The following is a 24,574-nucleotide window of genomic DNA, read 5'->3' as shown; positions in this document are numbered from 1 at the left end:
CGACGGGGCCGCCCGCCCCGGGACCCGGTCGTTCGCCCACGCTCGACGGGACTCGATCAAGAACGGGCGGGTCCGCGCGCCCCGCCGTCCCCGGCCCTCAGCTCTCGCGCTTCTTGCGCCGCAGTCCGAACACCGCGACCGCGATCGCGCCCAGGAAGGCCACCCCGAGCACCTTGTCCCCGGTGCCCGCCGGGGCGCCCTGCCCGCCGCCGGACGCCGACGGGGCGGCCGCACCGGACGCCGCCGGGCCCGAGGAGTCCGGCTCGGCCGACGGGGCCGGAGTGGCGCTCCGCAGCGGTTCCACGGTGTCCGGAAGCTGCGCGTCGTCCAGCGGCGCACGCCAGACCGGGCTGTCCTTGCCCTCGGTGCCGTAGAGCAGCGCCCGCCCGTCCGGGGTGAAGGTGACCGACTCCCCCTGCCGCTGGAACGGCACCGACAGCGGCGAGGGATCGCCCGGCATGCCGTCCTTCCAGCGGTAGAGGGTCGCCGAGAAGTAGCCGCGCAGCACCAGCCGGGTGCCGTCCGGCGAGAAGGCGCCGTCGGTCGTCCAGGGCGCGTCGGCGATCCTCCGGAAGGTGTTCACGCCCGTCGGGGAGAGCTTCTCCGGGCCCTGGTAGAGCCCGCCGCCGCCCTGCTTCTTGCTGGCGATGTAGGCGCGGCCGGTCACCGGGTGCACCATCAGCGCCTCGGCGTCGCGCGGGCCGTCCTCGTAGCGGACCTTGTAGCGGGTCACCTCCACGGCCTGGTCGTGGAGTTCGGCGGGTTCGGCGAAGGCGTAGATCCAGACCTCGGGCCACTTGCCGCCGAGGTTGTCGCCGAGGTCGCCGACGTAGAGCCGACCGTCCGGACCGAGCGAGATCGCCTCGACGTCGCGGGGTTCGACGCCCCGCAGGGTGACGGTGGCGACGGTGCGGCCCTGGGAGTCGACCGCGTAGACGTACGGACCGTCGTCGCTGTCGTTGTGGGTCCAGTAGACGCCGGGGTGCTGCCGGCTCGCGGCGAGGCCGCTGGACTCGGTGATCCTCGGGTCGGCGATGTCGAAGGCCCGGCCGCCCGGGTCGGCCGCGTGCGCGGACGGGGCGCCGAGCGTGGCACCGGCGCCGACGGCGACAGCGGTGGTGGCGGTGGCGCAGGCCGCGGCGAGCAGCACCGCGGGGAGCCCGGTCGTTCGCATCCTCAGCACCGTTCGATCCTCCCACGACCGCCCTCCCTACCGGTTTCCCGTTCGTCCCCTGTCCCTGCAGCCCGCGCCTCCCGCCTCCTCGCCGCCGGGGGATCATTTTTCGTCACCTTGACGAGATCCCTTCGGCTTCAATATCGTCAGTGCGACGAAAAGGAGTCGCCATGGCCGACATCACCAAGCGCTTCGGACTGCGCCACCTGCGCGCCCGCCCCACCGCCCACATCCGGCACGTCCGCCGCGGCCGGCTCGCCCACGACGGCACCGGGCTCGCCTTCTGGTTCCGCCCGCTCACCGCCGCCCTCTCCGAGGTGCCGGTCGACGACCGCGAACTCGCGATGCTCTTCCACGCCCGCACCGCCGACTTCCAGGACGTCACCGTCCAGGGCACCCTGACCTACCGGATCACCGACCCGGCCACCGCCGCCGCCCGCGTCGACTTCGGCATCGACCCCGACACCGGTGCCTGGCGCTCCGCCCCGCTCGACCAGCTCGCCACCCTGCTCACCGAGACCGCCCAGCAGCACGCCCTCGGCCTGCTCGCCCGCACCCCGCTCGCCGCCGCCCTGGCCGACGGCATCGCCGGTGTCCGCGAGCGGATGACCGCCGGCCTCGCCGCCGAGCCCCGGCTCGCCGAGACCGGACTCGCCGTCATCTCCGTGCGCGTGGTCGCCCTGCGCCCCGAACCGGAGGTGGAACGCGCCCTGCGCACCCCCGCCCGGGAACTCGTCCAGCAGGAGGCCGACCGGGCCACCTTCGAACGACGCGCCGTCGCCGTCGAGCACGAACGCGGCATCGCCGAGAACGAACTGGCCAACCGGATCGAGCTCGCCCGGCGGCAGGAGCAGCTGATCGTCCAGGAGGGCGCCAACGCCCAGCGCCAGGCCGAGGACGAGGCCGTGGCCGACCGGATCCGCACCGACGCCGAGGCCCAGCGCCGCACCCGCCTCGCCGGCGCGGAGGCCGAGGCCGCCCGCGCCCTGGGCGAGGCGAAGGCCGCCGCCGAGGCCGCCTGGCTGGCCGCCCACCAGCAGGCCGACCCGGCGGTGCTGCGGGCGCTCGCGCTGATGCGGCTGGCCGAGCACCTGCCGCGGATCGACAGCCTCACCCTCACCCCGGACGTGCTGACCGGGCTGCTCGCCAAGCTCGGCGCGGCGGGTTCGTCGGCCGGTGCGTCGGGGGAACCGCTGTCCGGCGGCACGGGCGGGCACGGACGGTGACGCTCGCCCCCCGGGCCGTCCTGGTCCACCGCCGCAGCGAGTACCAGGAGCTGGTCGCCCACCACGGCACGCCCGGCCAGGCCGCCTACTTCCTGCGCAGCCGGGGCCGCTCGGTCGAGGAGATCGAGCGGCGCCACGTCCGGCAGGAGGAGGCGCTCGCCCGGGCGGGCGGCGCCGTCCCGCTCGACTGGCGCCGCACCCGGGTCGAACGCGCCGACCTGCCCCGGTTCCTCTTCGAACCCGAGGACGTCGTCGTCGTGGTCGGCCAGGACGGCCTGGTCGCCAACGTCGCCAAGTACCTCGGCGGACAGCCCGTGATCGGCGTGGACACCGAACCCGGCCGCAACCCCGGCGTCCTGGTCCGCCACCGGGCCGACGACCTGCCCCGCCTGCTCCCGGCCGCCGTCGGCCCCGGCACCGACCGGCGGACCGAGGAACGCACCATGGTCGAGGCCGTCGCCGACGACACCCAGCGGCTGCTCGCGCTGAACGAGGTCTACGTCGGCCAGCCCGGCCACCAGACCGCGCGCTACCGGCTGGCCGTCGAGCAGCACCCCGGCGCGCCGGACGGCGACGAGGCGCAGGCCTCGTCCGGGGTGCTGGTCGGCACCGGCACCGGCGGCACCGGCTGGTGCCGCTCCGTCTGGCAGGACCGCGGCGGCCCGCTCGCCCTGCCCGCGCCCGGCGCGCCGTCGCTCGCCTGGTTCGTCCGCGAGGCCTGGCCCTCCCCCGCCACCGGCACCACCCGGGTGCACGGGCTGCTCGACGGGGATCAGCGGCTCGTCCTGACCGTCGAGTCGGACCGGCTGGTGGCCTTCGGGGACGGCGTCGAGAGCGACGCGCTGGACCTCGTCCGGGGGCAGACGGTCCGGGTCGGCGTCGCCGCCACCCGGCTGCGGCTGCTCGGCTGAGCGCCTCCCCTAACCGGCCTCCGCGAGTTGCGCCTCGTGCCGGACCACCACCACCGGGCAGAACGCGTGCTGGATCATCGCCTGGCTCGTCGACCCCAGCAGCATGCCCGCGAACCCGCCCCGGCCCCGGGCGCCGACCACCAGCAGCTGGGCCGCCCGGCTCGCGTCGATCAGCGCCGGGCGGGCGTGGGCCTCGATCAGTTCCGCGCGCAGCTCCACGTCCGGGTACTTGTCCCGGCGGCCGGCGATCGCCTCGGCGAGCGCCCGCTCCTCCTGTCCCGGGAGGCTCGCGCTCGGATGCGCCACATGCAGCGCCGTCAACGGCACCCCGCGGGCGGCGGCCTCCGCGAAGGCGAAGTCCAGCGCCTCCGCGCCGACCCCCGCTCCGTCCACCGCCACCAGCACCGGCCCGTCCGGCTCGGGCCGGCCCCGGACGATCAGCACCGGGCAGGCGGCGTGCGCGGCCAGGTGCACGGCCACCGAACCGATCAGCAGCGCCCCGAACCGGCCGAGGCCACGGCTGCCGACCACGACCAGGCAGGAGTCCCGGGACAGGCGGGCCAGCACCGTCAGCGGCTCGCCGGTGACCAGCTCGGCGTCGATCTCCAGCTCGGGGTCCAGGGCCCGGGCCCTGGCGAGGGCGTCCTCCAGCACCCGCTCCGCCTGGTGCCGCAGCCCGCCGTCCGGCGGTCCGTCCTTGGCCGGGCCGAGGGGCACGTGCATCAGCGGCCAGATGAAGGCGTGCACGATCCGCAGGCCGCGGCCGCGCAGCCGCGCCTCCCGGACCGCGACGTCCACGGCGGCCAGGCTCGCCTCCGAACCGTCCACCCCCACCAGCACCGGGTCACTCATCGCCCGCCTCCTGCGTCTCGTCGGGGGTGCGCTCCTGGGTCCGCTCGTAGGGCACCACCGCGACCGGGCACGGCACGTGGTGCAGCACCGCGTGCGCGACCGACCCGAGGTGCGCGCCCAGCGGCGACCGGCGGACCCGCCGCCCGACCACCACCAGCTCCGCGCCCGCCGCCGCCCGCTCCGCGAGCACCTTGGCGGGGCGCGCGTTCAGGACCTCCTCGACCACTGTCACCCCGGGGTGCTCCGCCCGCCACGGCTGGACCACCCGCGCCAGCTCGGTCTCGGCGAAGGTCTGCATCGCGCCGGACACGTCGACGCTGGCCGCGATGCCCGCGTACTGGTAGGAGACCGGCAGCGTCCAGGCGTACACGGCCCGCAGCGGCAGCCCGCGCCGCTCGGCCGCCGCGAAGGCCTGGCCGAGGACCGCGTCGGGGCCCTCGTAGGGGTCGACGCCGACCACCACCTCGCCGCCCTCCGTCCGCCCCTCCCGCACCAGCACCACCGGCACGTCCGACCTGGCGAGCACCCGCTGCCCCACCGACCCGACCAGGAACCCCGCCACCGCCCCGAGCCCCCGCGACCCGAGCACCAGGGTCGCCGCCTCCCCCGCCTCCTCGACCAGCGCCCGCACCGGATCGTGCGGCACCTGCACCGCCGTCACCGCGAGCTCGGGCCACCGCTCCCGCACCCGCAGCTCCGCCTCGCGCAGCGTCACCTCGGCCTGCCGGTGCGCCAGATCCACCGCCCCCAGCACCGACAGCGGCGTCACCACACTCGGCCAGGCCAGCACCACCCGCAGCACCGCCCCGCGCCCCGCCGCCTCCTCCGCGGCCCAGTCCAGCGCCGCCAGACTCTCCGGCGACCCATCCACCCCGACCACGACGAATCCGCTCACAACCGCCTCCACCCAACCAATCGGGACGAACCCACGCCCGCCCGCACCCCCAACCCTCCCCATCCCGCTCCAGCTCCACCCAGAGTCCAAGGTCCCCACCACCCACCCGGTGGTCCCGGACTCCACCCGGGACCGGACCGACCGGGACCGAACTCCACTGCCGAGCCCGCGGCGGGCGGACCCCACGGACATAGGACCCCAACCAATCGACAAAGCTGAATCTGGGGAGCGAGTACGAAATGTGCAGGAATTTCAACAAATACATTCACTCGACACAGGACTTGGATCAAATAGGCAAGTGCTTTGCCGCGCACCAGCATCGAAACGCAACCCTGCAACAAAAGGACCGCCGGAGCCCAGGCGACCCAGAAAAACAGGGCGCCGGCCCGCACCTTCCGATGCGGGCCGAACCCAAATTTCCGAGTCAGAAATCTCTCCAGTTCCGATAAGCATGAGGGGGGACATTCCAGGAGCTATCACTGAAGGGATTCGGCAATGTTCCATCGAGAAGGCCGACAAGAAACCTTCCGAACCCCATCTCGAATCTTTTCCAGGGACCGACCCCGAAACGCGCCTGCCGCTTGAAGGTAGCGACTTCCCAAGCTTCGGGGTCAATTGATTCGCAGACCCAGAATGCGACGTCCCCATTTGCCGTGGCAGCGAACGGCAAAAGCCTCATCTCCGACGGATCCATCAAACCCAATTCATGGCTCGATCGATATTCCTCCCTCGGATCGAAGTCGAGTCCATCCAGTAGGTTACCCACGGGCGACCCATCGACAGGGGGGGTGCGGAACGCAAGATACTCATTCAGTTCACTCCCTCCACACAACGCCACGAAGTCACGATAGTCGGCCGGGAGCCGCAGGCCTGTAACACCCTCGACTTCGCCCCAATCAACAACATCACCCCCCGCGGTCGAGATCCGAAGCATCAACGACAATTGATTGATCGCCGAATGGCTGCCATTCACCTCAGCCTTCACTCGATTCTCGAAAGTCAGCGTGCTGTCCATTGCATCAAGACGCGTACTGTCAGACTTTGATTTTCCGACGTTAGAATTTGCATCACTGCCACAGGGGACTGTCGGTAGATCGACAATATCCTTTCGGACCCCTAGTGGCCGAGGTCACACCACGAACCGGGTCACACATGGACAAGCTTCCGAACACGAACCGACCGGTAGCGGGGTCAGGGGAGGGTGAGGATGCGGGGGCCGGTTTCGGTGATGGCGACGGTGTGTTCGACGTGGGCGGCGCGGGTGCCGTCGGTGGTGCGGAGGGTCCAGCCGTCGGGGTCGGTGGTGTGGGTGTCGGTGCCGCCGGCGATGAGCATCGGTTCGACGGCGAGGACCAGGCCCGGCTTCAGGGGGAAGCCGCGGCCGGGGCGGCCCTCGTTGGGGAGGTGGGGGTCCTCGTGCATGCGGCGGCCGATGCCGTGGCCGCCGTAGCCGTCGAGGAGGCCGTAGCCGGCGGTGCGGGCGACGGTGCCGATGGCGTGGGCGATGTCGCCGGTGCGGTTGCCGACGACGGCGGCGGCGATGCCGGCCGCCAGGGCGCGGCGGGCGGTGTCGATCAGCCGCTGGTCCTCGGGGCGCGGCGGGCCGACGGTGAAGCTGACGGCGGCGTCGCCGGCCCAGCCGTCGAGCAGGGCGCCGCAGTCGATGCTGACGAGGTCGCCGTCGCGCAGCCGGTAGCCGGTCGGGATGCCGTGCACGACGGCGTCGTTGACGGAGGCGCAGATCACGGCCGGGAAGGGCACCGGGGCGAAGGCCGGGCGGTAGCCGAGGAAGGGGGAGGTGGCCCCCGCCTTCCGCAGGACCTCCCGGGCCACCTCGTCGAGTTCGCGCAGGCTCACCCCCACCCCGGCGGCCCGCTCGACCTCGGCCAGGGCGGTGGCGACCACCCGCCCCGACTCGCGCATCGCGGCCAGCGCCGCCTCCGACTTGAACTCCACCATGGGACCCCTCCGGGCCTAGCTCCAATTCTTATACCGGTATTTGTATCACGGTCGAGCGGGCCGGACGGGTGGCCTACCATCGGGGGCATGGTGAGGACTCCGCTGACCCCCGGGGAACGCGAGCGCGGCGAGCGCTTCGGTGTGCTGCTGCGCGAGGCGCGCGGCGGACGCAGCATGGTCGAGGTGGCGGCGGCGGCCGGGGTGTCGGCCGAGACGCTGCGCAAGATCGAGACCGGGCGGGCGCCGACCCCGTCGTTCTTCACCGTCGTGGCCCTGGCCTACGCGCTCGGGCTCTCGCTGGACGAGCTGGCCACCGCGGCCGCGCTTCCGGTCGAGGGCGAGAGCGAGGGTGGGTACGGGAGCGAGACCGGGGCGCTGTCGGCCTGAGGTCGTCGACGGGGCCGGCACCGCCGGGCGCGGTCAGGCGGTGATGCCGCCGTCGAGGACGAGGTCGGCGCCGACGGTGAACGCCGACTCCGCGGAGGCGAGGTGCAGGACGGCGGCCGCGACCTCCTCCACGGCACCGGCCCGGCCGACCGGGACGTCGCCCTTCATCCGGTCCGCCTTGTCGGAGGCGTTCTCGCCGGGACGGGAGGACATGGTGGTGTCGACCGGGCCCGGGCTGACCATGTTGATCCGTACGCCGTCGGCGATGTGGTCGCGGGCGGCGCTCCGGGTCAGGGTGGCCACGGCCGCCTTGGAGACGGCGTAGGCGCCGAGGTTCTCCAGTCGCATGTGGGTGCCGAGGTTCGAGGCGATGTTGACGATCGCTCCGCCGCCATTGGCACGCTGGTGGGCGATCTGGTGCTTCATCGCGTACCAGGTGCCGTTGAGGTTGATGTCGATGACGCGCCGCCACTCCTCCTCCGCCACGTCGGCGATCGGGGCTATGCCGCCGAGCACGCCGGCGTTGTTGACGGCGACGTCCAGGGCTCCCAGGTGTTCCACGGTCTCCCGGACCAGGCGGGCCGCGTCCGCGGAGTCGGACACCGAGCCGACCAGGGCGACGGCCGTCCCGCCCTCCCGCTCGATCAGTGCGACGGTCTCGGCCAGGGCGCCGGCGGTACGACCGGCGACAGCGACCCGGGCGCCCTCCCGGGCGAAGGCGAGGGCCACGGCTCGGCCGATGCCGCTGCCGCCACCGGTGACCAGGACGGACTTGCCGGCGAAGCGGGTGGTGCTGCGGGACATGGAGGTACTCCTCGATCGAGGTCTAAATTGACCGTTCGGTTCAGAATAAGGACATGAAGAAGGAGGGAGGAAAGGGACGGAACGAAAGCCGCGAGCGGCCGGGGGGCGGTCAGTCGAGCAGGGTGAGGGCCTGGTCCGCCGCGTCGCGCAGCCGGGCCGCGCCCTCGCCGGCCTTGCCGATCACCCGCATGCCCTGGAACAGCACCAGCAGCATCCGGGCCAGCGCCTGCGGGTCGCGCCCCTCGGGCAGTTCGCCCTGGGCCCGGGCGCGGACCAGGGCCGTGGCGAGCACCGTCTCCAGATGGAGCAGGTTGGACTCCACCCGGCGGGCGGCGCCCTGGTCGTGCGGGGCCAGTTCGACCGCCGTATTGGTGACGAAACAGCCCCGATGGGGACCGTCCCCGCCGTCGGCGGCGGACTCGTCGGCGAACCGGCGGACCAGCGCCCGGACGGCCGGCAGGACCGGGCCCGGCTGCGACAGCTCGGCCAGCAGCACCGGCTGCTGCTGCTGGCCGTACCGCTCCAGCGCCCTCAGGTAGAGCTCGCGCTTGCTGCCGAAGGTGGCGTAGATGCTGGCCCGGGCGATCCCCAGGTGCTCGACCAGTTCGGCCATCGAGGTGGCCTCGTAACCACGCCGCCAGAACAGCTCGAGAGCCGACTGGAGCGCCGCGTCCGGGTCGAATTCCTTGGTTCTTGCCATAGCTGAAAGATAGTCGATTCCAGATCGATCGGTCAAGAAAGTCGAGACAGGGTGGTCGGCCCGCCCCGGGGAGGGGCGGGCCGGCCTCGAGCCTCAGCCCTCGGCGAGGTGGCGCTCCACGGTGGCGACCTTGCTGGTCAGTCCGTCGGTCACCCCGGCGCGGTCGTCGATCTTGATGACGGTGCTGACCCGGTTGCTGTAGGCCTTCACCGCCTCGATCGCCTCCCGGATCACCGGCATCACCTCGTCCCACTCCCCCTCGACGCTGGTGAACATCGCGTCCGTACGGTTCGGCAGCCCGCTCGCGCGGACCACCCGGACGGCGGCGGCAACCGCCTCCCCCACGTCCTCGCCGACCCCCAGCGGGGTGACCGAAAAGGCAGCGATCACGGCTCTGTCTCCTCCCACGAGTCCCGGACGGCCCCGAGGCCGAGGTCGGGCCCGGGACCAACGTCGGGCCCGAGGCCGAGGTCGGGCCCCCGGCCGCCGTCCGACGGCCAGCCTAACGAGCCCGCTCAGACCACCGTCGGCAACGGCGGGTCGACCGCCAGCGGGGCGGTACTGCGGGCGCGGTGCTGGGCCGCCCAGGTGGTCAGCGCCACGGTGCAGGCGTGGTCCAGGTGGCGCAGCCCGGACCAGTCGAGCTCGACCGGACGGTCCGCGGGGAGCCGTTCGAGGGTGTCGAGCAGCCGGGGCAGCCGCAGGAAGGTGGCGTTGCCGCTCAGCCGGACCCGCAGCGGGGCTTCGTCCGTACCGGGCGCGGCGGGGCGCTCCTCGACGCCGATCTGCAGGTGGGAGGTCTGCCAGGCCGACTTGGCGACGGCCAGGCCGATGCCGATCAGGACGCCCTCGAACAGGTCGGTGGTGATGATCGAGACGGCGGTCACGGCCAGCACCACCGCCTCCCCCCGGTGTTCGCGGCAGAGCGCGGCGATCCGCCGGACCGGGACCAGCTTGGCACCCGCGTGCACCAGGACGGCGGCCAGCGCGGTCAGCGGGACCAGGCCCAGCACGCCCGGAACCAGGGCCGTGAAGAGCAGCAGCCAGCCGCCGTGCAGGACGCGCGAGGCCTTGGTGCGGGCCCCGGCCTGGACGTTGGTCGCGCTGCGGACGATCACCGCGGTCATCGGCAGCGCGCCGAGCAGCCCGCAGAGGGCATTGCCGATGCCCTGGGCGGTGAGTTCGCGGTCGTAGTCGGTGCGCGGGCCGTGGTGCATCCGGTCGACGGCGGCCGCGCTGAACAGCGTCTCGGCGGAGGCGATCAGGGTGAAGGCGAGGACGGTGCCGACTCCGGCCGTGGTGGCCAGGGCGCCGAGCGCGGCCCGGTCGGGCAGCTGGAGGACGTCGAGCAGCCCGGCCACCTCGACCCGGGCCACCGGCAGGTCGAACAGCGCGGTGACGGCGGCGGCCAGGCCGACCGCAGCCAGCGGGCCCGGCACGGCCCGGGCGAGCCGGGGCGGCAGGTACTTCCAGGCGACCAGCACCAGCAGCGTGGCGGCCCCGAGCGCCAGGGCGCCGCGGTCGGCGGCGCCGGTGACGACGTCGCGCAGCAGCGCGGGCAGACCGGCGATCTTCTCCGGTCCGGTGCCCGGGGCCCGGAGGTCGGCGAGCCCGTAGAGCTGGCCGAACAGCAGGGTGAGGCCGATGCCGGCCAGCATGCCGTGCACCACGGACGCCGACATGGCGCGGAACCAGCGGCCCAACCGCATCGCGCCCATGGCGAGTTGGAGCAGGCCGGTGAGCAGCACCAGGACGCCGAGGGCGCCCGCGCCGTACTCCTGGAGGGCTTCGTGGACGAGCACGGTCAGACCGGCGGCCGGGCCGCTGACCTGGAGACTGCTGCCGGGCAGCGCTCCGACCAGCAGACCGCCGACGATGCCGGTGACCAGGCCGAGTTCGGCGGGCACGCCCGAGGCGACGGCGACACCGACGCACAGCGGGAGGGCGACCAGGAAGACCACCAGGGAGGCGGGGAGGTCGTACCGCCAGGGCACGGCGCGCAGCACGGCGACCGGGCCGCGCCGAGGACGGGAGCCGGGACGGTGGGCGGTGGGCGGGCTCTTCCGCCGTCGGGGCAGACCGTTCACCGGCGCACCGCCCGGACGGCGACCGGAACGGCAGGGGCGGCGGGGAGGCGGAGGGCGACGGCGGGACAGATCGGGACGGCGGAACGGATGAAGAGGTGGAGGACGGCGGCGGGACAGGTGGGCAGGGCACATCGTCGAGGCATCAGGAGCTTCCTTCCGCGCACCCGACGGGGCGGCGCGTCGCGGGCGACGCATCGGCTGCGGGTGCGTTGCTGCGGTGTGCTGCGGGTGGCGGCGGTGCGGCGATGGCGCGGTGCTGTGGCGTGGCGCGGTGCTGTGGCGACGGCGGGGCCCGGCGGCGACGACGATCACGGTGGCCGGGACGCCCGGACCGGAACGCCCGGACCGGAACGCCCGGACCGGAACGCGCGGACCGGGACGGCCGGCGCGACGAGTGTGCTGGACGGGACCGGCGACCGGAGCTCCCCCGCTCCTCCCCGGACGGTCCGGACCCTCGGGCCCCCCGTGACCCCCTTGCCGCGCCCCCTTGTTGAACATGGCAACCATGACGGGCCCGGCGTGGGACCGACGGTACCCAGCTCCCCGGCGCCGGCCAACCTCGCACACAGTCCTTCCACTCCGGCGGCACGCCACATCCACGGACGGGCCGGAATCCGGACTCCCGCCGGGTACACCCGTTCGCCGGTCGAGCGGATGACCGGCCGATTCCCCGCTCCCTCGCGTTCCACATTCTGTTGAAAGCCCCCTTGACGCCCCGGCGACCTCCGTCCTACTTTAATTCCACATACAGAAACCGTTCTTCCGTATGGTGGAATTCTGGAGATGAGCCCTCCGACCCACTGCGGGCCGACGCAGGAGAGACCCGATGCCCCGAATGACAGCCGCCCGCGCGGCCGTGGAGATCCTCAAGCTCGAAGGCGTCGATGTCGCCTTCGGCGTGCCGGGCGCGGCCATCAACCCCTTCTACGCCGCCCTCAAGGCCTCCGGCGGCATCCGGCACACGCTGGCCCGCCACGTCGAGGGCGCCTCGCACATGGCCGAGGGCTACACCCGCGCCGCCGCGGGCAACATCGGCGTCTGCATCGGCACCTCGGGGCCGGCCGGCACCGACATGATCACCGGGCTCTACTCAGCCATCGCCGACTCGATCCCGATCCTGTGCATCACCGGCCAGGCCCCGGTCGCCCGCCTCCACAAGGAGGACTTCCAGGCCGTCGACATCGCCTCGATCGCCAAGCCGGTCACCAAGGCCGCCACCACCGTGCTGGAGGCCGCGCAGGTCCCCGGTGTGATCCAGCAGGCGTTCCACCTGATGCGCTCGGGCCGCCCCGGCCCGGTCCTCGTCGACCTGCCGATCGACGTCCAGCTCACCGAGATCGACTTCGACCCGGAGGCCTACCAGCCGCTGCCGGTCTACAAGCCCACCGCCAACCGGATCCAGATCGAGAAGGCGATCGCGCTGCTCCAGCAGTCCGAGCGGCCGCTGATCGTGGCCGGCGGCGGCGTGATCAACGCCGACGCCGCCGCACTGCTGCTGGAGTTCGCCGAACTGACCGGCGTCCCGGTGGTGCCGACGCTGATGGGCTGGGGCATCGTCCCGGACGACCACCCGCTGAATGCCGGCATGGTCGGCCTGCAGACCTCGCACCGGTACGGCAACGAGAACTTCCTCGCCTCCGACTTCGTGCTCGGCATCGGCAACCGCTGGGCCAACCGCCACACCGGCGGCCTGGACGTCTACACCGAGGGCCGCACCTTCGTGCACGTCGACATCGAGCCCACCCAGATCGGCAAGATCTTCGCCCCCGCGCTCGGCATCGCCTCCGACGCCGGCGCCGCGCTGGAGCTCTTCGTCGAGGTCGCCCGGGAGCTGAAGGCCGCCGGCACCCTCAAGGACCGCACCGAGTGGGCCGCGTCCACCCAGGAGCGCCGGGCCCTGCTCCAGCGCCGCACCCACTTCGACAACGTGCCGCTCAAGCCGCAGCGCGTCTACGAGGAGATGAACAAGGCCTTCGGCCCGGAGACCCGCTACGTCACCACCATCGGCCTCTCCCAGATCGCCGGCGCGCAGCTGCTGCACGTCTACAAGCCCCGGCACTGGATCAACTGCGGCCAGGCCGGGCCGCTCGGCTGGACCATCCCGGCCGCGCTCGGTGTCGCGACGGCCGACCCCGAGGGCCAGGTCGTGGCGCTCTCCGGCGACTACGACTTCCAGTTCATGATCGAGGAGCTGGCGGTCGGGGCGCAGCACCGGATCCCGTACGTCCACGTGCTGGTCAACAACTCCTACCTGGGCCTGATCCGGCAGGCGCAGCGCAACTTCGACATCGACTTCCAGGTCAAGCTGGAGTTCGAGAACATCAACGCGCCGGAGCTGGGCGTCTACGGCGTCGACCACGTCCGGGTCGCCGAGGGCCTGGGCTGCAAGGCGATCCGGGTCACCGAGCCGGAGGGGCTGCTGCCGGCCTTCGAGGAGGCCAAGAAGCTGGCCGCCGAGTTCCGGGTGCCGGTCGTGGTCGAGGCGATCCTGGAGCGGGTCACCAACATCTCGATGGGCGCGGCCGACATCGACAAGGTGATGGAGTGGGAGGAGGTCGCCACCCTCCCGGAGCACGCGCCGACGGCGATCCGCCCGCTGACGGCCTGACCTCGCGGAGTCACGAGGGGGCCGCCGTCCGGGGGCCGGGCGGCGGTCCGGCCCCCGGACGGAGGCCGGACGGCGGTCCGGCGTGTTCGGCCCCCGGGTCGTACGGGTACGTACCGGGGAACGCCCGGGCGCGAATCCGCGCGCGGACCGGCTGCCCCGGGAGTTCCCACCGTGTCCTTCTCGATGACCCGCGCCGCGTGCGAGCGCTTCCTGGCCGGCGTGCACGTCGGCGTCCTGTCCGTCGCCGGAGCGGGGCCGGACGAGGCCCCGCTCGCGGTGCCGATCTGGTACTCCTACCGGCCCGGTGGCCTGGTCTCCGTGCTGACCGGGCGGGAGTCGGCCAAGGTCCGCCGGATCCGCGCGGCCCGGCGGTTCACCCTGTGCGCGCAGCAGGAGGATCCGCCCTGCAGGTACGTGAGCGTGAGCGGTCCGGTGGTGGCGATCGAGGACGGGGTCGACCCGGCCGAGCGCGCCGCGCTGGCCCACCGCTACCTGCCGCCCGCCACCGCCGAGGCGTACCTGGTGGCCACCGCCGGACAGCTGACGGCGGACGTCACCGTGCGGATGCGGCCGGAACGCTGGCTGAGCGCGGACTTCGCCTCGATCGCCGAACAGCTCCGGGACACCCGGCAGCCGGCCGGGGACCGGGGTCAGCCCTCGGCCGGCTGACCCCGCTGGACCCGCTTGACCCGCTCCGCCTGGAGGTCCGCGAACTGCTTCAGCGTCCTGTGGTCGCGCTCGTCCTCGTCCAGCTCGATCAGGGAGACGACGGCGCCGATCCGCATCACCATCGTCCCGGCGAGGACCTCGGTCGCGGCTTCGCCGGAGTCGCCGTCCTTGTCGACGTCCTTCTCGAAGGCCTGCGACTGTTCGGCGCCGGTCTTCACGTTCACCTTGCGTGCGGCGCCCTCGTCCTCCGCGAACGAGGCCACCAGGGCCTCGAAGACCGGTCCGGCGTTCTCCGCCCTGTCGAAGGTCAGCAGGGTGAGCCGGATGTCGTTGGCGGTGCTGGACACCGACTTGTACCGGACGTTGCCGCCGAGCTGGAGACCGAGGCAGTCGGCCTTCAGCTTCTTGCGGCAGGTGGCGGACGCGTCGGCCTGGGTGACGGCCTGCGGCGGCTTCGCCCCGGAGGAGCGCTTCCAGCCCGCGGGGAGCGAGGTCTCGCTGGGCAGCGCGTCACGCACCTGGTCCGGCTCGGACAGCACCACCTTGGCCTGGATCGCCGACCCGGCGCCGCCGCCGTCGGAACCGCACGCGGCCACCCCCAGCGTGAGCGCGGCGATCGCCCCCGCCCACGCGAAACTCCGCCCGTACCGCTTCCGTCCACCCACCGTGGTCCCCCGTTCCGCTCTTCACTTGAAGATCAACAGCGGACATCAAACCACATGATCATCTGAAATTTCCGACCTGTCGCCCAGCTGCGGAACACGGTTCCGTCCCGAGCTCCGGGACCGACCGGCAGCGGCGACGAGACCCAAGACACCTACGACACCTACGACACCTACGACACCGAATCCTGCGGGCCCGGTCGGAACCGGTCACCGTTCCCGGAACACCCGCCCGCCGATGGTGGTTGACCAGGCGGGACCGGCTACCGTTCCCCACGGGTCCGCCCGACACCGACCGACGCCCTCCGAAGGGGACCAACCGTGAGCCTGTACGACATCCCGCTGCGCACGCTGGCCGGCGAGGCCGCCTCGCTGGCCGACTACAAGGGCAAGGCGCTGCTGATCGTCAACGTCGCCTCCAAGTGCGGCCTGACCCCGCAGTACGCGGGCCTGGAGCGGCTCCAGGAGCGCTACGCCGAGCGCGGCTTCACCGTGCTGGGCTTCCCGTCGAACCAGTTCGCCGGGCAGGAGCCGGGCAGCGCCGACGAGATCCAGACCTTCTGCTCGACCACCTACGGCGTGAGCTTCCCGCTGTTCGAGAAGACCGATGTGAACGGCGACGACCGGCACCCGCTGTACGCGCGGCTGACCGAGACCGCCGACGCCGAGGGCCAGGCCGGGGACGTCTCCTGGAACTTCGAGAAGTTCCTGGTGTCGCCGGACGGCACCGTGGTGGCCCGGATCCGCCCGCGCACCGAGCCGGAGTCGGACGAGGTCGTCGCCGCGATCGAGGCCGTGCTGCCGACCGCCTGACGCGCGCCGCCCGCACGGAGGGCCCGGGGCAACCGCCCCGGGCCCTCCGGCGTTCCGTTCCGGCCGGTCAGGCGCAGTGGTAGGGGAACGAGACCGCGGCGGTACGGGAGCCGGGGGCGAGGATCTCCAGGGTCGCGGTGGCCGCGAGCGTGCCCCGGCCCTCGAAGCTCCAGCGCAGGACCAGTTCGGTGCGGTGGGCGCCGGAGCCGATCTCCTGGTCGATCTCGCCGGAGGTGGTGCCGTCGCTGCGCAGCCAGCGGTAACGAAGGATGCCCGCGCCGCCGTTGGTCTCCACCTCGGCCCTGACCACCGCCACCGAGTCGCAGCCGGGGCCCGCCGGGTCGGTGCTCACGCCCACCCCGGTGACCTCGAGGGCCGGCGTGGAGAAGCGCCAGAACAGCAGAGCCGGCACGGCCAGCAGCAGCACCAGCGGGAGCAGCCAACGCCACACCCGGCGACGGCGGGGCGGCTCGGTTACGGGGACGGCCGCGCCGTGCCAGACGGCAGCGGCCTGCGGCGGGACGCCGGGGCCGAAGCGGCGCAACTCACCGGGGGCGAGGGGGCGTTCGTCCGCGCTGCCGGAGGAGGCGGAGGCGGACGCTGCTGCCGCTCCGGACGAGCGGGAGGGCTCGGCCGACACCGAGGAGGCCGGGGCCGCAGGGGCCGCCGGAGTCGCTCCCGGTGCGGGCGGCGGTCCGGGCGGTGGCGTGGCGCCGGTCGGTACGGGGGCGGCGGGGACGGTCACGGTGGCCGCCGTGTCGGCCACGGCCGGGGCCAGGTCGGCCGGCGGCGGGCCCGGGACGGCCACGACCGAGGGCCGCCCGGCCGGGGCCGTCACCGTGAGGGCGGGGTCGCCCCCGGCCGGGGCGGCGGTGCCGTGCGCCGGGGTGTCGACGAGCGTGACCGCCTCCACCGTCTCCCCCGCACCACCCCACGCCCCCGGATCCAGGAACGTCGCGCTCACGGCCTCCTCCGGATCCACCCGGACCGTGGCCACGTGCTCGGGACCGCCGGTGGCCGGGTCGAGACGGACGGTCTCCGTGGCGTCCTCCCCTGCCGGGGCGGCGGTGCCGCGCGCCGGGGTGTCCACCAGCGTGACCGCCTCCACCGTCTCCCCCGCACCACCCCAGACCCCCGGATCCAGGAACGTCGCGCTCACGGCCTCCTCCGGGTCGATCCGGACGGTGTTCTCGGCGTCCGGACCGTCGGCGGCCGACCGGTCGACGGCCGCCCCGGCCCCGGACCCGAGTCGGACGGTCTCCGGACCGGCGTCCCCGACGGGGGCGGGGCGGACGGTCCGGTCGGCGTCGCCCTCCACGTCCGCGACCGGCACCGGGGCCGTGGCCGGGGCCGGGTCGGAATCGGGTCGGGGCGTGGACATGGCTCCTCCAGTGAGCGGGACGGGGCGTTCGGATCCGGGCAGGTGGTGCGGGTCGGGGCGGGTCGGGGCGGGTCGGTGCGAGGCGGGACGGGACGGGACGGGACGCGCGGCTCAGCGCGGCGGGTCGCAGAGGAAGGCCGAGACCGTGTTCGAGGTCGTCCCCGGCTTGGCCGCCGCCGGGGCGGTGCCGATCCGCACCCCCCAGGTCGGATAGGTGTCCGCCGAGGTGAAGTCGTGCGTCCGGCTCACCGTGGCACGGCCGTCGTGCACGGCCACGGTGTCGGTCGCGACGTCCACGGTCCGCTCGCCCAGGGTGTGGAACCAGGTCAGCGTCAGCGAGCCGGTGGCCGCGCCCTGGGCGACCACGGTGACCGTCGCGGTGGTGCTCCAGCGTCCGGCGCAGGTCAGCGAGTCCAGGTTCACCGAACTCACCGCGATGGTCGGGGCGACCGTCCGGGTCGGCAGCGCCGTCGGGGTCAGGACCGGCGGCGTGGTGGCGGGACCGGCGGGCGTCGCCGTCGAGGGGGTGCCGACGGGCCCGGTGGAGGGGGGCGTCACGGGCGGGCCGGCAGGCGGCGGGACGCTCCCGGGCGCGGCCGGGCCCGAGGACGGGGCGGCGGTGCCCGGCGGCAGCGGCGGCCGGGCGGTGGTCGGGGCACCGGAGCCGGGCGGCGTCCCCGGGGAGGTCCGGCCGGTCGGTGCGGCGGTGGGACCGGTGCTCCTGCCGCCCGGGCCGGTGGCGGACGCGCCGGGGGACGGCGCGCCCGTGGTGGGAGCGCCGGCGGTGGACGCGTCCGGCGCGGGTGTCGCCGAGGGGTCGGACGCCTCGGGGCTCGGGGTGCCCGGGGCCTCGGTCGCGGTGGAGGGGGCGACGGGCGACGCGGCACCGGCCGGGTCGAAGGGGCCGATGCTGGTGGTCGCCTCGGGGGCGACTCCCCCGACGACCGTGCTGGAGTCGCCGTCCACGGCCCCGGCGATGGCCATCCCGGCCAGGGTGGCGAGGGTCAGCGCGCCGGCGGCGACGCCGGTGAGTGCCTTGCCCCGGGTGCCGGTGCGGGCGGCCCGGCGTATCAGCGTCTCCCGGACGACGACGGCCGGCGCCGCCCCGGCCGCCGCTCCCCCGCCCGAGGACGGCAGCGCCGCCGGGCCCGAGGCCGGTGACCCTCCGGCGGAGGAGTCCAGTGCCGAGGACCCGCCGCCCAGGGCGGTGTGCGCCAGCGAGGTGCCACCGGCCGCGCCGCCGGCGCCGGCGCCGGGCAGCAGCAGCGCGAGCAGGGCGACCAGCGCCGTCAGGTCGAGCCGCCCCTTCTCCTCCCACCCCGGTCCGTACCCGGCCGCCGCGACCGCCTCCAGCTCCGCCAGCAGCGCGGTCGCGCTGTCGGGGCGCTCCCCGGGGTCCTTGGCGAGGCCGGAGAGGATCAGCGGCCGCACCGGGTCCGGCGTCAGCTCGGCCGGGATCGGGGCCTCGGTGTGCTGGACCGCGAGTTCGGCGAAGGTCGTGCCGCCGTAGGGGCGGGCGCCGGTCAGGCACTCGAAGAAGGTGACGGTCGCGGCGTAGACGTCGCCCGCCGGGGAGGCGGGGCGGCCGGCCCACTGCTCGGGGGCATGTAGGCGGGGGTGCCGGAGACGTCCCGCTCGTCCCCGCTCGGCACCGCGATCCCGAAGTCCACCAGCTTGGACGTCCCGGCGGTGTCCACCAGGACGTTGGCGGGCTTGTAGTCCCGGTGCACCACCCCGGCGCCGTGCGCGGCGGCCAGACCGAGCAGCGAGCCCTTCAGCACCACCAGGGCCGCCTCGGGGGTGGTGGCGCCCTCCGCGCGGAGCAGATCGCGCAGGGCGATGCCGTCCACCAGCTCCATCACGATGGCCGCGCCGCGCTCGCCCTCGACGTACTCGTAGAGCCGGGTGACGTGCGGGGAGTCGAGTCCGGCCAGGACTTCGGCCTCGGCCCGGAGCGTGGCGGTGCCGGCCGCGCTGTGCAGGTACTTGACCGCCACCGGCGTACCGGTCGCCCGGTGCCGGGCGAGCACCACCCGGCCGCTCGCGCCGGCGCCGAGCTCGCGCTCGTGGAGGTATTCGGGGAGTTCCCAGGGCCGCTCGTCGGCGGGCTCCGGGGTGGTCCCCGCGGTGGGGGTCGTACGGCCCCCGGCCGGTCTGTGCTCCTGCTGCTTCCGGTCGTCCATCGCTTCGTGCTCTCCCCGTCCACGGCCCGCTCGGCTCTGCGGCGACGCACCTTACGGCACCGCCGGCGCTGGCTGGGACGCGGCCGGTGAACAGCGGGTTCCGGGCCCGCGGCAGCCGTGGATCACGATTCGGGTGCTTCGCACACCGAGCCAATCGTCCCTGCGTGCGAACGGGCGCGCGGGGGCGCGTACGGGTGTGCGGCGGGGCGCGTTCAGTCGAGCAGCAGGGTGGTGCCCGGGGGCAGTCCGCCGGTGCGGGCCGCGTCGCGCAGGTGCGCCAGCAGGGTCGCCCGCAGCGCCTCCGCCGCCCGGGTCGGCGGCACCTCGTGGCCGTGCGCGACGGCGATGGTGCGGCCGAGGCCCGGACCGGCGAAGTGGGCCACGGCGAGACCCGAGCGGTCGGCGACCATCCCGGGCAGCACGGCGGGCCCGAGCCCGGCCCGGACGAAGCCCAGCACCGCGTCCATCTCCCCGCCCTCCACCGCGAACTCGGGCTCGAAGCCCGCCGCCCGGCAGGCCGTCAGCGTCGCCTCCCGCAGGTCGTAGCCCTCCCGGAACATCACCAGCGGCCGCTTGCGGAGCTCGGCCACCCGGACCGTGCGGCGGGTCCCCGGTTCGGCGGTCACCAGCACCAGTTCCTCGTGCAGCAGCTCGGTGACGGCCAGGGCCGGGACGGCCGCGCCGCTCGGCGGGGTGATGACCAGCGCGAGGTCCAGCTCCCCGGCCGCCAGGGAGCGCACCAGGTCGCGCGAGCCGCCCTCCCGCACCACCAGCGCCACCCCCGGGTACCGGTCGCGGAACACCCGCAGGACGTCCGGCACCAGGCTGGTGCACAGGCTCGGCGGCGCCCCCAGCCGTACCCGGCCGCGACGCAGCTGGACGGTCTCCTGCACGGCGAGCCGAGCGCTCTCGGTGTCGGCGAGGATGCGCCGGGCGAGCGGCAGCAGGGCGTCCCCGGCATCGGTGAGGGCGATGTTGCCCCGGGTGCGGTGGAACAGCTCGGCGCCCAACTCACGTTCCAGGGCGCGGATCTGTTGCGAGAGGGACGGCTGGGCGACGTGTTCCGCCTCGGCCGCGCGGGTGAAGTGGCGGGTCTCGGCGACGGCGAGGAAGTACCGGAGCTGCTGGAGTTGCACAGCTCCCAGCATAGGCACGGCCTATCGTCGTGAGCCGCATCATGTCTTGGACTCACCCTGACCGCCGTCCCTACCGTTGATGCCATGACAACCGCGTCCCGGACGGCCCGGCATCCGTCCACCCTGGCGACCCTCTGGCGGTCGACCGTCGGCAAGAAGGCGGTCATGGCCGTCAGCGGACTGGCGATGCTGCTGTACCTGGTCGCGCACATGCTGGGCAACCTCAAGGTCTTCTTCGGCCCGGACGACATCAACGGCTACGCGGCCTGGCTGCGTACGATCGGGCAGCCGTTCCTCGGTCACGAGTGGTTCCTGTGGATCGCCCGGGTGGGCCTGCTGGCCGCCGTCGTGCTGCACGGCGTGGCCGCGTTCCAGCTGAGCCGGCGGGACCTCGCCGCCCGGCCGGGCAAGTACGCCCACCAGCGGCGGCGGGCGAGCTACGCGACCCGGACGATGCGCTGGGGCGGGGTGATCCTGGCGCTGTTCATCGTCTGGCACATCCTCGACCTGACCACGCTCACCGTGAACCCCGCCGCCGAGCACGGCAGGCCGTACCAGAACATCGTGGCCTCCTTCGGCAACTGGTACTCCTGCGTGATCTACATCGTGGCGATGCTCGCCGTCGGCCTGCACGTCCGGCACGGGTTCTGGAGCGCCGCGCAGACCCTCGGCGCCAACAACGCCCGCCGGGACCGGGCGCTGAAGCTGACCGCCAACGGGCTGGCGCTGCTGCTGACCGCCGGCTTCCTGTCCGTCCCCGTCGCCGTGATGACCGGAGTGGTGAAGTGAACGCGTCCCCGGAGCGAAACGTGTACCCGGACTACACCGTCGGCGAGCCGGTCGCCGACACCCGCTCCCCGCAGGGGCCGATCGAACAGCGCTGGGACCAGCGGCGGTTCGAGGCCAAGCTGGTCAATCCGGCGAACCGCCGCAAGCACACCGTGATCGTGGTCGGCACCGGCCTGGCGGGCGGCGCGGCCGGCGCCACCCTCGCCGAACAGGGCTACCACGTGGTGCAGTTCTGCTTCCAGGACTCGCCCCGGCGGGCCCACTCGATCGCCGCCCAGGGCGGCATCAACGCCGCCAAGAACTACCGCAACGACGGCGACTCCGTCCGCCGGCTGTTCTACGACACCGTCAAGGGCGGCGACTTCCGCGCCCGCGAGTCCAATGTGCACCGGCTGGCCCAGGTGTCGGTGGAGATCATCGACCAGTGCGTGGCCCAGGGCGTGCCGTTCGCCCGCGAGTACGGCGGCCTGCTGGACACCCGCTCGTTCGGCGGCGTCCAGGTCTCCCGGACCTTCTACGCGCGCGGCCAGACCGGCCAGCAGCTGCTGCTCGGCGCCTACCAGGCGCTGTCCCGGCAGATCGCGGCCGGCAACGTGGAGCTGCACGCCCGCACCGAGATGCTCGACCTGCTGGTGGTCGACGGCCGGGCGCGCGGGATCGTCGCGCGCGACCTGGTCACCGGCGAGGTCTCCACCTACACCGCCGACGCCGTGGTGCTCGCCTCCGGCGGCTACGGCAACGTCTTCTACCTCTCCACCAACGCCAAGAACTCCAACGCCACCGCGATCTGGCGGGCGCACCGGCGCGGCGCGTACTTCGCCAACCCGTGCTTCACCCAGATCCACCCGACCTGCATCCCGCGCTCCGGCGACCACCAGTCCAAGCTGACGCTGATGAGCGAGTCGCTGCGCAACGACGGGCGGATCTGGGTGCCGAAGGCCAAGGGCGACACCCGGCCGCCGGCCGAGATCCCGGAGCAGGAGCGGGACTACTACCTGGAGCGGATCTACCCGGCCTTCGGCAACCTGGTGCCGCGCGACATCGCCTCCCGGGCCGCCAAGAACGTCTGCGACGAGGGCCGCGGCGTGGGGCCCGGCGGGCAGGGCGTCTACCTGGACTTCGCCGACGCGGTCCGCCGGCTGGGCCGGGACGCGGTGGAGGCCAAGTACGGCAACCTGTTCGAGATGTACGAGCGGATCACCGCCGAGGACCCGTACCGGGTGCCGATGCGGATCTACCCGGCGATCCACTACACGATGGGCGGACTCTGGGTCGACTACGACCTGCAGACCACCGTGCCGGGCCTGTTCGCGATCGGCGAGGCCAACTTCTCCGACCACGGAGCCAACCGGCTCGGCGCGAGCGCGCTGATGCAGGGCCTCGCGGACGGCTACTTCGTGCTGCCGCCGGTGCTCAACGACTACCTGGCCCGCGAGCAGCTGCCCGCCGTCCCGGCCGACCACGAGGAGATCGCCTCGGTCGAGGCCGAGGTCGCCGACCGGCTGAACCTGATCCTCGCGGTGGACGGCGACCGCACGCCCGACTCCTTCCACCGCGAGCTCGGCGAACTGCTCTGGGACGAGTGCGGGATGGCCCGCGACGAGGCCGGACTGCGCCGGGCGCTGGAGCGGATCCCCGCGCTGCGCGACGAGTTCTGGCGCCGGATCAAGGTGCCCGGAAGCGGTCAGGAGCTCAACCAGGCGCTGGAGAAGGCCAACCGGCTGGTCGACTACTTCGAGCTGGCCGAGCTGATGTGCCTGGACGCGCTGCACCGCGCGGAGTCCTGCGGCGGCCACTTCCGCACCGAGAGCCAGACCCCGGAGGGCGAGGCGGCCCGCCGGGACGAGGAGTTCTCCTACGCCGCCGCCTGGGAGTTCACCGGCACCGGCCGGGCGCCCGTGCTGCACCGGGAGCACCTCGACTTCGAGTACGTCCACCCCACCCAGCGGAGCTACGCGTGAACCTCACCCTCAGGATCTGGCGCCAGGCGGGCCCCGACACGCCCGGCTCGATGACCACCTACCAGGTCGGCGGGATCAGCCCCGACATGTCCTTCCTGGAGATGCTGGACACCCTCAACGAGGAGCTGATCCTGCGCGGCGACGCACCCGTCGCCTTCGACCACGACTGCCGCGAGGGGATCTGCGGCGCCTGCGGCATGGTCATCAACGGCCGGGCGCACGGCCCCGAGCGCACCACCACCTGCCAGTTGCACATGCGGCACTTCGAGGACGGCGACACCATCGACGTCGAACCGTGGCGGGCGGCGGCGTTCCCGGTGGTCAAGGACCTGGTGGTGGACCGGTCCGCCTTCGACCGGATCATCGGCGCCGGCGGGTACATCACCGCCCCGACCGGCAGCGCGCCCGACGCCCACGCCACGCCCGTTCCCAAGGAGGCCGCCGACACCGCGTTCGAGCACGCCGAGTGCATCGGCTGCGGGGCGTGCGTGGCGGCCTGCCCGAACGGTTCGGCGATGCTGTTCACCTCCGCCAAGGTGGTCCACCTGAACGTGCTGCCGCAGGGCGCGCCCGAACGCGCCTCCCGGGTGATGAACATGGTGGAGGCGATGGACGCCGAGGGCTTCGGCGGCTGCACCAACACCGGTGAGTGCGCGACGGCGTGCCCCAAGGGCATCCCGCTGCCGAGCATCGCCGCGATGAACCGCGAGTTCCTGCGCGGTTCGCTGCGCGGGGGTCGCTGACTCCCGGGCCGGTCCGCGAGGCCGGCCCGTCAAGGCCGAAGCGGGGCGCGCGTGGTGCTCGTGCGCGCCCCGCTTCTTCGACCGTTCGTCAGGATCGTTACTGGCTCCTCGGATTTCGCGCTACCGTGGTCCCCGCGCCGAGGAGGAATGCATATGCCCGAGGTTCAGTCCTGCTCCGGGTGCGGCGGGTCCGGGGGGACCCAGAAGACCGAAGCCACGGTCGAACTGGACGAGGAAGGGAGCATGGTGCCGAAGATCCACACTTTCTGGTCGCCATGCGGTCGGTGCCACGGATCCGGGACGGTGATCGTCGGATGAGGCTGGTCTTCGAATGCGTCGAGTGCGGTAGCCACTACCTGCCGCCGGAGGCGATGGTGTACCCCGACGGGCCGGCCTCGCCGGTCTGGTGCACCCACTGCCAGACGGCGAAGCGGGCGGCGGGGGTCCGGGAGGACCCGCTGCTGGCACGGGTCGCCCTGGCCACGGCCAAGGCCGCGCGGGCCGGGAACGCCCGTACCGGTGGCACCCCGGAGGAGACGGCGGGCGGGCGGCCGGACGTCCGGCCGTCGCGGCCGCCGGTGTCGCGGCGGGCCCGCTCCGGGCCGGGTGCGGTGCGCGGCAAGCTCGGGTAGCG

At 73.7% G+C, this 24,574-nt stretch carries 25 protein-coding genes; 10 read left to right on the top strand and 15 right to left on the bottom strand.

The genetic code is table 11. The features are described from left to right. Positions 1-97: 97 nt before the first annotated feature. Complete coding sequence (locus BLU95_RS35230) at positions 98-1,174, bottom strand: hypothetical protein (protein WP_093863551.1); 1,077 nt, start codon at positions 1,172-1,174, stop codon at positions 98-100. A 170-nt stretch (positions 1,175-1,344) separates the two neighbouring features. Here BLU95_RS35230 and BLU95_RS35225 point away from each other — a divergent pair, with 170 nt between their 5' ends. Then, entirely contained in the window at positions 1,345-2,400 is a 1,056-nt protein-coding gene (locus BLU95_RS35225; RefSeq protein WP_093863550.1) for an SPFH domain-containing protein, read from the top strand. Then, positions 2,397-3,311 carry an NAD(+)/NADH kinase gene (locus BLU95_RS35220; protein WP_093863549.1) on the top strand — a complete coding sequence of 305 codons (915 nt, stop codon included), beginning with the start codon at positions 2,397-2,399 and terminating at the stop codon, positions 3,309-3,311. Before BLU95_RS35225 ends, BLU95_RS35220 begins: the two co-directional genes overlap by 4 nt. A gap of 9 nt (positions 3,312-3,320) precedes the next feature. On the opposite strand, the gene BLU95_RS35215 is transcribed toward BLU95_RS35220, so the two are convergent. From BLU95_RS35215 to map, 4 genes are all read right to left on the bottom strand, one after another. After that, positions 3,321-4,163, bottom strand: a complete 843-nt coding sequence (locus BLU95_RS35215) for a universal stress protein (protein WP_093863548.1) — start codon at positions 4,161-4,163, stop codon at positions 3,321-3,323. Further along, positions 4,156-5,058: a universal stress protein gene (locus BLU95_RS35210; protein ID WP_093863547.1), complete on the bottom strand. Its 903-nt coding sequence runs from the start codon at positions 5,056-5,058 to the stop codon at positions 4,156-4,158. The genes BLU95_RS35215 and BLU95_RS35210 overlap by 8 nt, the downstream gene beginning before the upstream one ends. A gap of 424 nt (positions 5,059-5,482) precedes the next feature. After that, complete coding sequence (locus BLU95_RS42640) at positions 5,483-6,073, bottom strand: SMI1/KNR4 family protein (RefSeq protein ID WP_159425122.1); 591 nt, start codon at positions 6,071-6,073, stop codon at positions 5,483-5,485. Positions 6,074-6,249: 176 nt separating this feature from the next. Continuing rightward, entirely contained in the window at positions 6,250-7,017 is a 768-nt protein-coding gene (gene map / locus BLU95_RS35205) for a type I methionyl aminopeptidase (protein WP_093863546.1), read from the bottom strand. A gap of 87 nt (positions 7,018-7,104) precedes the next feature. Between map and BLU95_RS35200 the strand changes: the two genes are divergently transcribed. Then, positions 7,105-7,404: a helix-turn-helix domain-containing protein gene (locus tag BLU95_RS35200; RefSeq protein WP_093863545.1), complete on the top strand. Its 300-nt coding sequence runs from the start codon at positions 7,105-7,107 to the stop codon at positions 7,402-7,404. Between the two features lie 33 nt (positions 7,405-7,437). Here BLU95_RS35200 and BLU95_RS35195 read toward each other — a convergent pair whose 3' ends face one another. The 5 genes from BLU95_RS35195 to BLU95_RS44640 all read right to left on the bottom strand — a co-directional run bounded on the left by BLU95_RS35195 (position 7,438) and on the right by BLU95_RS44640 (position 11,138). Further along, positions 7,438-8,208: an SDR family NAD(P)-dependent oxidoreductase gene (locus tag BLU95_RS35195; protein WP_093863544.1), complete on the bottom strand. Its 771-nt coding sequence runs from the start codon at positions 8,206-8,208 to the stop codon at positions 7,438-7,440. A 109-nt stretch (positions 8,209-8,317) separates the two neighbouring features. After that, the gene (locus BLU95_RS35190; RefSeq protein ID WP_093863543.1) at positions 8,318-8,908 is read right to left on the bottom strand and encodes a TetR/AcrR family transcriptional regulator; all 591 of its coding nucleotides are present in this window, start codon (positions 8,906-8,908) and stop codon (positions 8,318-8,320) included. Positions 8,909-9,001: 93 nt separating this feature from the next. Continuing rightward, positions 9,002-9,298: an MTH1187 family thiamine-binding protein gene (locus tag BLU95_RS35185; RefSeq protein ID WP_093863542.1), complete on the bottom strand. Its 297-nt coding sequence runs from the start codon at positions 9,296-9,298 to the stop codon at positions 9,002-9,004. Positions 9,299-9,423: 125 nt separating this feature from the next. Further along, on the bottom strand, positions 9,424-10,914 hold the full coding sequence (locus tag BLU95_RS35180; RefSeq protein ID WP_231978917.1) for a SulP family inorganic anion transporter: 1,491 nt from the start codon (positions 10,912-10,914) through the stop codon (positions 9,424-9,426). A 77-nt stretch (positions 10,915-10,991) separates the two neighbouring features. Next, a complete protein-coding gene (locus tag BLU95_RS44640; RefSeq protein ID WP_231978041.1) occupies positions 10,992-11,138 on the bottom strand; it encodes a hypothetical protein in 147 nt (48 codons plus the stop codon). A 683-nt stretch (positions 11,139-11,821) separates the two neighbouring features. Here BLU95_RS44640 and gcl point away from each other — a divergent pair. Further along, a complete protein-coding gene (gene gcl, locus BLU95_RS35175; protein WP_093863540.1) occupies positions 11,822-13,603 on the top strand; it encodes a glyoxylate carboligase in 1,782 nt (593 codons plus the stop codon). 171 nt (positions 13,604-13,774) lie between these two features. Then, positions 13,775-14,272 carry a pyridoxamine 5'-phosphate oxidase family protein gene (locus tag BLU95_RS35170; RefSeq protein WP_162497201.1) on the top strand — a complete coding sequence of 166 codons (498 nt, stop codon included), beginning with the start codon at positions 13,775-13,777 and terminating at the stop codon, positions 14,270-14,272. On the opposite strand, the gene BLU95_RS35165 is transcribed toward BLU95_RS35170, so the two are convergent. Continuing rightward, complete coding sequence (locus BLU95_RS35165; RefSeq protein WP_093863539.1) at positions 14,254-14,937, bottom strand: hypothetical protein; 684 nt, start codon at positions 14,935-14,937, stop codon at positions 14,254-14,256. The two genes, BLU95_RS35170 and BLU95_RS35165, sit on opposite strands and share 19 nt — an antisense overlap. 318 nt (positions 14,938-15,255) lie before the next feature. Between BLU95_RS35165 and BLU95_RS35160 the strand changes: the two genes are divergently transcribed. Next, complete coding sequence (locus BLU95_RS35160) at positions 15,256-15,747, top strand: glutathione peroxidase (protein WP_093863538.1); 492 nt, start codon at positions 15,256-15,258, stop codon at positions 15,745-15,747. Between the two features lie 67 nt (positions 15,748-15,814). On the opposite strand, the gene BLU95_RS35155 is transcribed toward BLU95_RS35160, so the two are convergent. The 4 genes from BLU95_RS35155 to BLU95_RS35145 form a co-directional block, all read right to left on the bottom strand. Continuing rightward, positions 15,815-17,128, bottom strand: coding sequence for a hypothetical protein (locus BLU95_RS35155; RefSeq protein ID WP_093863537.1), 1,314 nt, complete (start codon positions 17,126-17,128; stop codon positions 15,815-15,817). A gap of 111 nt (positions 17,129-17,239) precedes the next feature. Next, on the bottom strand, positions 17,240-18,559 hold the full coding sequence (locus tag BLU95_RS44635; RefSeq protein WP_231978040.1) for a hypothetical protein: 1,320 nt from the start codon (positions 18,557-18,559) through the stop codon (positions 17,240-17,242). 92 nt (positions 18,560-18,651) lie between these two features. Then, on the bottom strand, positions 18,652-19,311 hold the full coding sequence (locus tag BLU95_RS44630; protein ID WP_231978039.1) for a serine/threonine-protein kinase: 660 nt from the start codon (positions 19,309-19,311) through the stop codon (positions 18,652-18,654). A 212-nt stretch (positions 19,312-19,523) separates the two neighbouring features. Then, a complete protein-coding gene (locus BLU95_RS35145; protein WP_093865364.1) occupies positions 19,524-20,447 on the bottom strand; it encodes a LysR family transcriptional regulator in 924 nt (307 codons plus the stop codon). An 84-nt stretch (positions 20,448-20,531) separates the two neighbouring features. On the opposite strand from BLU95_RS35145, the gene BLU95_RS35140 reads away from it, so the two are divergent. The 4 genes from BLU95_RS35140 (at position 20,532) to BLU95_RS35125 (ending at position 24,572) form a co-directional block, all read left to right on the top strand. Then, a complete protein-coding gene (locus BLU95_RS35140) occupies positions 20,532-21,236 on the top strand; it encodes a succinate dehydrogenase cytochrome b subunit (RefSeq protein ID WP_093863536.1) in 705 nt (234 codons plus the stop codon). Then, the gene (locus BLU95_RS35135; RefSeq protein WP_231978038.1) at positions 21,233-23,197 is read left to right on the top strand and encodes a fumarate reductase/succinate dehydrogenase flavoprotein subunit; all 1,965 of its coding nucleotides are present in this window, start codon (positions 21,233-21,235) and stop codon (positions 23,195-23,197) included. Before BLU95_RS35140 ends, BLU95_RS35135 begins: the two co-directional genes overlap by 4 nt. After that, positions 23,194-23,940: a succinate dehydrogenase/fumarate reductase iron-sulfur subunit gene (locus tag BLU95_RS35130; protein WP_093863534.1), complete on the top strand. Its 747-nt coding sequence runs from the start codon at positions 23,194-23,196 to the stop codon at positions 23,938-23,940. Before BLU95_RS35135 ends, BLU95_RS35130 begins: the two co-directional genes overlap by 4 nt. 314 nt (positions 23,941-24,254) lie before the next feature. Then, positions 24,255-24,572, top strand: coding sequence for a hypothetical protein (locus BLU95_RS35125; RefSeq protein ID WP_093863533.1), 318 nt, complete (start codon positions 24,255-24,257; stop codon positions 24,570-24,572). Positions 24,573-24,574 lie beyond the last annotated feature (2 nt).

The sequence above is a fragment of the Streptomyces sp. TLI_053 genome (genome assembly GCF_900105395.1).
In the GTDB taxonomy this organism is placed as follows: Bacteria; Actinomycetota; Actinomycetes; order Streptomycetales; family Streptomycetaceae; genus Kitasatospora.
This window is presented reverse-complemented; position numbering and strand designations above follow the sequence as displayed.